We start from the raw sequence: 8,861 nt of genomic DNA on the forward strand, positions 1-8,861 counted from the left end.
GGCAGGTTCGGGTCGCCGGGGGCGGGGCCGAACGTGAAGTCGGTCAGTTCGTTGTTGAGCAGCACGCCGCGGCCCGGCACCACGATGCCGTTGCCACCGGTGGACTCGATGGTCAGGTTGTAGGCGATCACGTTGCCCCAGCGGTCGGCCACGACCAGGTGGGTGGTCTCGGGGCCCTCGTCCGCGACCGGGGTGGCGCTCCCGGTGGGCTGGGCGCAGGGCTCGTACGAGCCGTCCGGGCTGCCCGGCGCGGCCGGGTGCGCCATCGCCCGCTCGCCGATCAGGCAGGCCCGCTCCTTGGCGAAGCCGTCCGACAGCAGCTCCTTCAGCGGGACGCCGGGGATGTCGCCGACGTACTTGCCGCGGTCGGCGAAGGCCAGCCTGGACGCCTCCAGGTACTCGTGCAGGCCCACCTTGGGCAGCGACTCCAGGATGTTGAGCGCCTCGCCCACGGTGGATCCGCCGGAGGACGGAGGCGCCATGCCGTACACGTCCATGCCCTTGTAGGAGATCTTGGTGGGCTCCCGCATGAGGGCGCGGTACGCACGCAGGTCCGACAGCTCCATCAGGCCGGGACGCACGTTGCGGGTGCTGCCAGGGGTGACCGGGGGCTGTTTGACGGTGGCCACGATCTCCTCGCCGAGCCGGCCGCCGTACAACCAGGAAGGGCCGCGCTTGGCCAGCTGCCGGTACGTGTCCGCGAGCTCCGGGTTCCTGAACACCGAGCCGACGGGCGGCGGGGCGCCGTTCGGGAGGTACAGGGCGGCCGTGGAGGTGAAGTCCTTGAAGCGGGTGGCGTTGGCGGCGGTCTGGTCGTAGAAGGTCTGGTCCACGACGAAGCCCTTGGAGGCCACCTCGATCGCGGGCTGGAGCGCCTGCTTGAGCGAGATCGTGCCGAACCTGCGCAGGGCCAGGTCCCAGTTCGCGACCGTGCCCGGCACGCCGGCCGACAATCCGCTGGTGACGGCCTCCTCGAATGGGATGCCCTCCAGGGTGGTCGAGGTCATCGCCCGCGGCGCGGTCTCGCGGCCGTCGATCGTGAAGACCTTACGCTGCCTGGCGTCGTAGTAGACCATGAAACCGCCGCCGGCCAGCCCGGCCGAGTACGGCTCGGTGACCCCGAGCACCGCACCGGCCGCGACCGCGGCGTCCACGGCGTTGCCGCCCTTTCTCAACACGGAGAGGGCGGCCTTGCTGGCGTCCAGGTCGACGGTGGCGACAGCGCCGCCATACCCCTCGGCGACCGGGACCTTCTGCTGGGGCTCGGCCGCCACGGGGGGAGCGAGCACGAGCGTGGTGAGGACTGCTGCTGCGGGAACGATCACTCGTCGCATGATCTCCACAATCCACCAGGTACGCCCGTCGCGGTAGGGCCCCCTGCGACATGAGGGTGATGCGCTGGTCAGGGTGGTGACTTAGCGTTGAGGCGTGCGCTCCAAGTCCGGCTTCGCCCCTTACCTCGCCCTGATCGCCGCCGTGTTCCAGGTGGCGCTGTCCCAGGGTGCGCAGCGCGGGCAGGCGTCGAGGGAGCCGCTCGACCCGCTCTCCTACGGGCTGCTGCTGGTCGGGCCGCTGATGCTCGTCCTGCATCGGAAGTTCCCGATCACCACGTCCGTCGTCACCTTCCTGGCGACCTACGTCTACGTCTGGCTCGGCTACCCGTACGGCGGGATCTTCATCTCGCCGATCGCCATGCTCTTCCTGCTGGTCCTGCGGAGCCATCGGCCGACAGCGTGGGTCATGGCCGGGGTCACGCTGGTGACCTTCATCGTCTACCCCTGGGTCACCTCCCAGCCGCAGCGCGGGCTCTTCCACGACCTGGCGGTGTCGTCGTTCATCCTGCTCTGCATGGTCGCGGCCGAGATGGTGAGGATCGCCCGCGAGCGCCGCGCCCAGCAGCAGCGCGCCGTCGAGGAGGAGACCAGACGGCAGGCCAGCGAGGAACGGCTGACCATGGCGCAGGAGCTGCACGACGTGCTCGCGCACAACATCTCGCTCATCCACGTCCAGGCGTCGACCGCGCTGCACCTCATCGACGACAACCCGGAACAGGCCAGGACGGCCCTGGCCACCATCAAGACGGCGTCCAAGGAGGTGCTGGGCGAGATGCGCTCGGTGCTGAACGTGCTGCGCGAGGGCGCCCCGCGCTCGCCCACGGCCGGGCTCGACCGGCTCGACGAGCTGATCGAGCGCTCGGGCCTGGAGGTGACGCTCAAGCGGGTCGGCACACGCCCGCTGCCGCCTTCGGTGGAGCGGGCCGCGTACCGGATCGTGCAGGAGTCCCTCACCAACGCCGCCCGCCATGCCCCCGGCTCGGCGGTGACCGTGCGGCTGGAGTACGGCGAACGCGAGTTCGCCCTCCGCGTGACCGACACCGGCGCGACCACCCCTGCTGTACTGTCCGAGTCCGGCAGCGGCAACGGCATCCCCGGCATGCGCGAGCGGGCCGTCGCGCTGGGCGGGACGCTGGTCGCCGGCCCGTCGGGCGCCGGCTTCGAGGTCGAGGCCCGGCTGCCACTACCCGAGGAGACCTCATGATCAAGGTGCTGCTGGCCGACGACCAGGCGCTGGTCCGGGCGGGCTTCAAGGCGCTGCTCGACGCCCAGGCGGACATGACGGTGGTGGCCGAGGCCTCCGACGGCGCGGAGGCGGTGCGGCTGGCGGCCCAGCACGGGCCGGACGTGGTGCTCATGGACATCCGCATGCCGGGCACCGACGGCCTCACCGCCACCCGCCAGATGCCGGAGGGCCCGCGGATCATCATCCTGACGACGTTCGAGCTGGACGAGTACGTCTTCGAGGCGCTGCGCGGCGGCGCCAGCGGCTTCCTGGTCAAGGACACCGAGCCCGCCGAGTTGATCCAGGCCGTCCGGGTGGTCGCGGCCGGGGAGGCGCTGCTGTCCCCGAGCGTGACCCGCCGCCTGATCGCCGAGTATGCCTCCCGAGCGAAGGAGCCGGCCGCCGCCGACGGCCTCGACCAGCTCACCGAGCGCGAACGCGAGGTGCTCGCCCTGGTCGGGACCGGCATGACCAACGACGAGATCGCCGCCAAGCTCTTCATGTCGCCGGCCACCGCCAAGACCCACGTGAGCCGGTCCATGATGAAGCTGCACGCCCGCGACCGGGCCCAGCTCGTCGTGATCGCGTACGAGTCGGGGCTCGTCAGGCCGGGCTGGGGGTGAACCAGGCGGAGATCGCTTCGGGCAGGCCCGGCGTTCCTGCCCAGGCCACGTAGCCGTCGGGGCGGATCAGCAACGTGTCGGCGGGCGCGTCGTCGGCACGTGTCCTGATCACGTCGATCCAGCTCCTGTCCCTGTCGTCGAGGTCGGCCCCGCCGCCGAGGTCGAGCAGGACCGGCCGGCCTTGGCGCATCAGCTCGGCCACCCGGCGGCCGTCCGCCAGCGCCAGGTCGGGGACGAAGTGGCCGACCAGCGGATGCGGGTCGGAGCCGTACCGGACGTCAGAACCGTGCAGCAGCGTGGCCAGGTGGCGGGCCGGCTGCTCGTACGCGAACACCTCGCCGAGCAACTCACGCAGTGCCGCGCCGTCCTCGTCGTCCAGGCGGTCCAGGGCCGCCTGCGCGCGGGTCTGGACGAGTGTCCGCTCGGCGGCCGGGCGGCGCTCGGCCTCGTACGTGCCGAGCAGCCCTGCCGGGGCGCGGCCGTGGAGCGTGGCGGCCAGCTTCCAGCCGAGGTTGGCCGCGTCGGTCATGCCGACGTTGAGCGCCGAGCCGCCCGCGGGGAACAGGTGCGCGGCGTCCCCGGCCAGGAACACCCGCCCGGCTTGATACCGCTCGGCCACCCGCGCCTGCACGACCGTGCTCGACAGCCAGATCGGCTCTCCCAAGGGTAGGTCCCTGCCCAGCACGCGGCGCACGGCCGCGCGGAAGTCCTCGAGCGTCACGGGGCCTTCCTGAGGCCGAGCTCCGTCACCCTTCTCTCGCACGCCGGCGATCAGCACGTCATGCTGCAGTGAGGTGAGCAGCACGCGGCCGTGCGGGGTCCGGTTCCAGCCCGGTTCCAGCCCGGCCAGCTCCAGGGGTTTGAAGGGGTCGGCGACGCCGTCCAGTTTGAAGTGGCCGAGCCGCAGCACATAGTCGGCGGTGGTGCCGGGGAAGCCGATCCCGGCCAGCTCGCGTACGAGGCTGTGCCCGCCGTCGCAGCCCACGACGTAGCGGGCGCGTACGTTGTCCTCCGCCGTGCCGTCCGGCGTGCCGTCCGGCGTGCCGTCCGCCGTGCCGTCCGCCGTGCCGTTCGCCAGGCCGAGCGTCACGCCGTCGGCGTCCTGGTCGAGGGAGAGCACCTCGCATCCTCGCCTGATCTCGACGCCGAGCTCGACCGCTCGTTCGGCCAGCAGCCGCTCCATGCGCGGCTGCTGGATCAGCACCAGCCGCAGGGGGATGTCGTCCAGCCCGTCGAACCTCAGCGGCACCGACCCGAACGGGAACCCCGGGGCCCGGCCCGCGAACGGGCTGCCCTCGCTGAAACGCTCCAGGAGGCCGCGGTGGTCGAGCAGCTCGATGATCTGCCCACCCAGGCCATTGGCCTTGGGCAGCTCGCTCGGCTCGGCCCTCTTCTCCAGCACGATCGGGCGGATCCCGGCCAGGCTCAGCTCGCACGCGAGCATGAGGCCGACAGGGCCCGCTCCTACGATCAACACATCGTCCATGGCTGTCAGGCTAGATTGACACATCTCCAGCTGTCAAGCTAGCCTGACACCGTGGACGTAACAGAGCTCTCCGAGCGGATCAGGTCCAACGACCCCGCCATGGGTCTGCGGGCGGTGGGCGCGCTGCACCGGCTGGCCGAGCAGGTCGAGGCCGTGTCGGTGGCGCTCGCCAGGGAGCAGGGCTGGACCTGGGAGCAGATCGGCGACGCGCTCGGCATGTCACGGCAGTCGGTGCACGCCAAATACGGGAAGTGAGGATTCGGGATGTTCGGCAGACAGAAGACCCCGTTCCATGTGGTCATCATGGCCGCGTTCGAGGAGGCCAGGTTGCGGGGGGACCGGCGGCTGGGCACCGAGCACCTGCTGCTCGGCCTCCTGCACCACCAGGATGTGGCGCGGTCGCTGGGCGTCGACCTGGAGGGCGCCAGGGTCGCGCTCGACGACCTCGACAAGGCGGCACTGCGCATGCTCGGCCTCGAGGTCGGCGACGTGCCCAAGACGCCGCGCAAGCACCCGCGGGTCCCCTCGACGGCGCTCACCTCCAGTGCCCGTGCCGCCATCAACCACGCCATCAAGGCCACGACGGGGCGGACCAGAGCCGCGGAGGCGCCCCGGCAGCTCGCACTCACCCTGCTGGCGCAGCGGCGGCCCGACCCCGTCGCGCAGCTCATCGACCAGCTCATGATCGATCGCGCGGCGGTACGCAGCCGCTTCGCATGACGAAATTTGGTTGAACGCCGGGCCGGGCCGCTGACAAGGTCAAAAGATGCGGCATACGTACGACGACCTCGTCCGGGAGGCGAGCACCGTCTCCGTGGACGGCTGGGACTTCTCCTGGCTCGACGGCCGGGCCAGCGAGGAACGGCCCTCATGGGGCTACGCGCGGCTGCTCGCCGGGCGGATGGCCGGGGCGCGGGCCGCGCTCGACATCCAGACCGGCGGCGGCGAGATCCTGGCGGGCCTGCCCAGCCTGCCGCCGGTGACCGTGGCCACCGAGTCGTGGCCGCCCAACCTCAAGCTGGCCGCCTCCCGGCTGCGCCCGCGCGGGGCGTGGGTGGTGGCCGACGACGACGAGCCGCGCCTGCCGTTCCGCGACGGGGTCTTCGACCTGGTCAGCAGCCGGCACCCGGTGGCGACGTGGTGGGCGGAGATCGCCAGGGTGTTGCGACCCGGCGGGTCCTACTTCTCCCAGCAGGTGGGGCCGTGGAGCGTGGCCGAGCTGACCGACTACTTCATCGGGCCGTACGACGGCTCGCACCGCGACCCCGACAAGGCCAGGGAGGCGGCCGAGTCCGCCGGGCTGGAGGTCGTGGACCTGCGGTTCGAGCGATTGCGGATGGAGTTCCGCGACGTCGGTGCGGTGATCTACTTCCTGCGGAAGGTGATCTGGATCGTGCCGGGGTTCTCCGCCGAGCGATACCAGGACAAGCTGCGGGCGTTGCACGAGCGCATCGAGGCCGAGGGGCCGTTCGTGGCGCACTCCAGCAGGTTCCTCATCGAGGCGAGGCGGCCCGGTGGCCAGGCTGCGTGACGTCGTGGTCGACTGCCGGCACCCGGCCTCGCTGGCCAGGTTCTGGGCCGCCGCACTGGACGGCTACGCCGTCGCCCCCTATGACGAGGCCGAGCTGGCGCGGCTGCGTGCGGAAGGCGTCGACGATCCGGAACACGATCCGGTGAGGGAGTGCCGTCGCCTGGAGGAGCGGCGGGAGCGAAGCGACCAGAGCGGGGGAAGGCGGCGGCATATGGCGACCGAACCCGCCTCACGGAGTGAGGCCAGTGAACACGTGCTGGTCGAGGGCGGGTCGCCGCGGTTGTGGTTCCAGCGGGTGCCGGAACGAAAGATCGTCAAGAATCGCCTCCACCTGGATCTGGAGAGCGACGACCCCGACGCCGAGCTCGCCCGGCTCAGCGCGCTGGGCGCCACCGTGCTGGGCACGTATGACGAGTGGGTGGTGCTGGCCGACCCGGAAGGCAACGAGTTCTGCCTCTTCAGCACCGCATAGTCACAGAGCTTCCGACAGGGCCGCCGGGATGCGGTCGAGCACCGGATGCGGCACGAGCCCGTACGCGTAGAAGTCCACCGCCAGCGCCCCTGCCGCCTTCGCCCCGCGGGCCTTGGCCAGCAGCCGGTCGGCGGAGTCGCTGTCGGGATGGCCCGGCCGCAACACCGCCCGCACCTCCCGATCCTTGCCCACGGACCGCAGGTAGGCGCCCACGTCGTCGGCCACCCGAGCCGCGTCCCGCGCGTACGCCAGCACCCCGAACGCCGGCACGAGATCCCCCAGAGCCACCAGATCCACCCCGAACTGCCAGGCGTCGTGCGCCGCGAGGCCGGGCGTGGGCAACCCGTCGGCATAGCCCTTGACCGCGCCCGTCGAATCGACGAACACCAGCTTGGAGCCCTCCTCGGCCACCGCCGACGCCACCTCGGACACCAGCGTCGTGACGGTCTCGGAGCGGGCCCGGGCGTAGGCCACGACGTCGGGCCCCGCGTACGCGGTCAGCGCCGCCCGGGTCACCTCGCCCTGCGCGGGCTGGTCGCCGTCGAAGACCCGCCCCACGATCCCGGCGCACTCCTCCCGCGCCACCTCGGCCTGCACGCCCAGGTCGGTGGCCCGGCGCATGCAGTAGTCGCAGAAGCAGAGCCCGAACAGGTATGCGTCCATCGGCCCGAGCGGCACGAACGAGCGCTGCGCCTCCAGGGGGCTGAAGTGCAGCGACTCGGCCACCACGCTGTCGACCCCCAGCCTGGCCACCGCCCTGGCCAGCGCGACCGCGTAGTCGCGCACGTCCGGATGGGCCGGGCACAGGTCGGCGGGGGAGCCGCGGTCGCCGAAGCAGTCGCGTACCGTCACGTCCGGGTGTTCCATGCCGATCGTGGCGTTGCGCAGGAAGACCGTCCATCCGTGGAGCTTCATGGACCGTTTCGCACAGGCTTCGCGGAGCCCGTCGAACGCCTCCGGATAGCCGGGCACCGGAGCCAACCGCAGCCCGGAGAACAGGTCGGCAGGCGGGGCGAAGTGCGCCCCGTCGTGCCGGACGGTCAGCCTGGACAGCCCGTGCGGGGTGACATCGCGGGAGGCGTGGTGCACGGCTCCGACGGTGACGCCGGCCACGCCGTACGCGCTGATCCTGTCGAGCACCCGCTCGACGCCCTCGCCGCGCAGGTCCTCGACGAAGACGTAAACCGAACTGTCCACGAGCCGTCCCTGTGCCCTTATGCGCGCTTGTAGGCGACGAAGTCGATCTCCACGAGGATGTCCAGCAGCTCGGACCCCACGGTGGTGCGTACGGGGAACGGCGGGTTGAAGTACGACTTGTAGACCTCGTTGTAGGCGGCGAAGTCCCGCTTGAGGTGCTGCAGGTGGACCGTGGACTTGACCACGTCGTCGAACCCGAGGCCGTGCGCGGCGAGGATGGCGCCGAGGTTACGCATGACCTGGTGCGTCTGGGTGGCCACGTCGTCGCCGACGATCTCCCCGGTGTGCGGGTCGAGCGGCCCCATGCCGGAGGTGTAGACGAACTCACCCACCACGAGACCCTGCGAATAGGCGCCGATCGGGGCGGCGCCCTCGCTCGTCCGGAGCTCCTTTTTCACGCGATCTCCCTGAGAAGTTGGTCTTTCCCTAGAAGTTGGTCTTTATCGTGCCAACGACACGGTAGTCCTGGTCCACCAGGGGCAGCACGGGCCATTTGTCGAACGCGGTGCAGGGATGGGAGATGCCGAAAGCCAGCAGGTCACCCGGCTTGAGCCCGTCGGCCCGCACGATCGTGTGCTGGTCCTGCATCTTCACGACGGTGACGTCGCCGCGCCGGGGGATCGGCAGCCCCTCGTCATAAGGCGCGTCCCGCTTGCCCATGCCCACGATCGCCAGCCCTGGCTCGGGCGTGGACAACACGTGCGCCCACACCTCCAGCGCCGGGCGCAGCTCGCCGTCGATGCGGGTGAACGGGGTGCGCTCGCGGTAGTAGCCGTCGTCGTGGCTGACGTACGCGCCGCTGCGGAGCAGGATCCTGGCCTGGGCGGCGACGAGCTCCCGCCCGATCACGTCGAACCACTGGCTGCCGCCCACGCTGAGGATCGGGCTCTTGACGCGGACGTACTCGACGGCCTCTTGCAGCGAGTCCAGATATTTCCGGACCCGGTCGGCGCTCTTCAGCCCGCCCTCGTACCCCGCCACCCCGGCCAGCTC

Annotated in this window: 11 protein-coding genes; 6 read left to right on the forward strand and 5 right to left on the reverse strand. The window is 71.1% G+C overall.

The window, feature by feature from the left end; genetic code table 11:
• Nucleotides 1-1,334, reverse strand: a 1,334-nt coding sequence (locus ETD86_RS50180) for a gamma-glutamyltransferase family protein (protein ID WP_138673688.1), incomplete at its 3' end; no start/stop codon positions are given.
• A 94-nt stretch (nt 1,335-1,428) separates the two neighbouring features.
• Here ETD86_RS50180 and ETD86_RS50185 point away from each other — a divergent pair.
• Nucleotides 1,429-2,538: a sensor histidine kinase gene (locus tag ETD86_RS50185; protein WP_138673689.1), complete on the forward strand. Its 1,110-nt coding sequence runs from the start codon at nt 1,429-1,431 to the stop codon at nt 2,536-2,538.
• A complete protein-coding gene (locus tag ETD86_RS50190) occupies nt 2,535-3,182 on the forward strand; it encodes a response regulator (RefSeq protein WP_138673690.1) in 648 nt (215 codons plus the stop codon). Before ETD86_RS50185 ends, ETD86_RS50190 begins: the two co-directional genes overlap by 4 nt.
• On the opposite strand, the gene ETD86_RS50195 is transcribed toward ETD86_RS50190, so the two are convergent.
• Nucleotides 3,163-4,668: an FAD-dependent monooxygenase gene (locus tag ETD86_RS50195; protein WP_138673691.1), complete on the reverse strand. Its 1,506-nt coding sequence runs from the start codon at nt 4,666-4,668 to the stop codon at nt 3,163-3,165. The two genes, ETD86_RS50190 and ETD86_RS50195, sit on opposite strands and share 20 nt — an antisense overlap.
• A 51-nt stretch (nt 4,669-4,719) precedes the next feature.
• On the opposite strand from ETD86_RS50195, the gene ETD86_RS50200 reads away from it, so the two are divergent.
• From ETD86_RS50200 to ETD86_RS56325, 4 genes are read left to right on the forward strand one after another with little or no spacing between them, the layout of a single operon-like run.
• The gene (locus tag ETD86_RS50200; RefSeq protein ID WP_170223733.1) at nt 4,720-4,923 is read left to right on the forward strand and encodes a helix-turn-helix domain-containing protein; all 204 of its coding nucleotides are present in this window, start codon (nt 4,720-4,722) and stop codon (nt 4,921-4,923) included.
• 9 nt (nt 4,924-4,932) lie between these two features.
• Nucleotides 4,933-5,388, forward strand: coding sequence for a Clp protease N-terminal domain-containing protein (locus ETD86_RS50205; RefSeq protein WP_138673692.1), 456 nt, complete (start codon nt 4,933-4,935; stop codon nt 5,386-5,388).
• 46 nt (nt 5,389-5,434) lie between these two features.
• Nucleotides 5,435-6,199 carry a class I SAM-dependent methyltransferase gene (locus tag ETD86_RS50210; protein WP_138673693.1) on the forward strand — a complete coding sequence of 255 codons (765 nt, stop codon included), beginning with the start codon at nt 5,435-5,437 and terminating at the stop codon, nt 6,197-6,199.
• Nucleotides 6,183-6,671 (forward strand): VOC family protein, encoded by a 489-nt coding sequence (locus tag ETD86_RS56325; RefSeq protein WP_170223734.1) that lies wholly within the window; start codon nt 6,183-6,185, stop codon nt 6,669-6,671. The genes ETD86_RS50210 and ETD86_RS56325 overlap by 17 nt, the downstream gene beginning before the upstream one ends.
• Here ETD86_RS56325 and ETD86_RS50220 read toward each other — a convergent pair whose 3' ends face one another.
• From ETD86_RS50220 to ETD86_RS50230, 3 genes are all read right to left on the reverse strand, one after another.
• Nucleotides 6,672-7,868, reverse strand: coding sequence for a hypothetical protein (locus ETD86_RS50220; protein ID WP_138673694.1), 1,197 nt, complete (start codon nt 7,866-7,868; stop codon nt 6,672-6,674).
• A gap of 17 nt (nt 7,869-7,885) precedes the next feature.
• Entirely contained in the window at nt 7,886-8,266 is a 381-nt protein-coding gene (locus ETD86_RS50225) for a RidA family protein (protein WP_138673695.1), read from the reverse strand.
• Between the two features lie 28 nt (nt 8,267-8,294).
• Nucleotides 8,295-8,861, reverse strand: a 567-nt coding sequence (locus tag ETD86_RS50230) for a type III PLP-dependent enzyme domain-containing protein (RefSeq protein WP_484213974.1), incomplete at its 5' end; no start/stop codon positions are given.

The sequence above is a fragment of the Nonomuraea turkmeniaca genome (assembly GCF_005889735.1).
Lineage (GTDB): Bacteria > Actinomycetota > Actinomycetes > Streptosporangiales > Streptosporangiaceae > Nonomuraea > Nonomuraea turkmeniaca.

Excerpts from the sequence above, each read along its gene's own strand:
- ETD86_RS50190 (WP_138673690.1), top strand. The coding sequence starts at position 2,535 with ATGATCAAGGTGCTGCTGGCCGACGACCAGGCGCTGGTCCGGGCGGGC.
- ETD86_RS50195 (WP_138673691.1), bottom strand. The coding sequence starts at position 4,668 with ATGGACGATGTGTTGATCGTAGGAGCGGGCCCTGTCGGCCTCATGCTC.
- ETD86_RS50205 (WP_138673692.1), top strand. The coding sequence starts at position 4,933 with ATGTTCGGCAGACAGAAGACCCCGTTCCATGTGGTCATCATGGCCGCG.
- ETD86_RS50210 (WP_138673693.1), top strand. The coding sequence starts at position 5,435 with ATGCGGCATACGTACGACGACCTCGTCCGGGAGGCGAGCACCGTCTCC.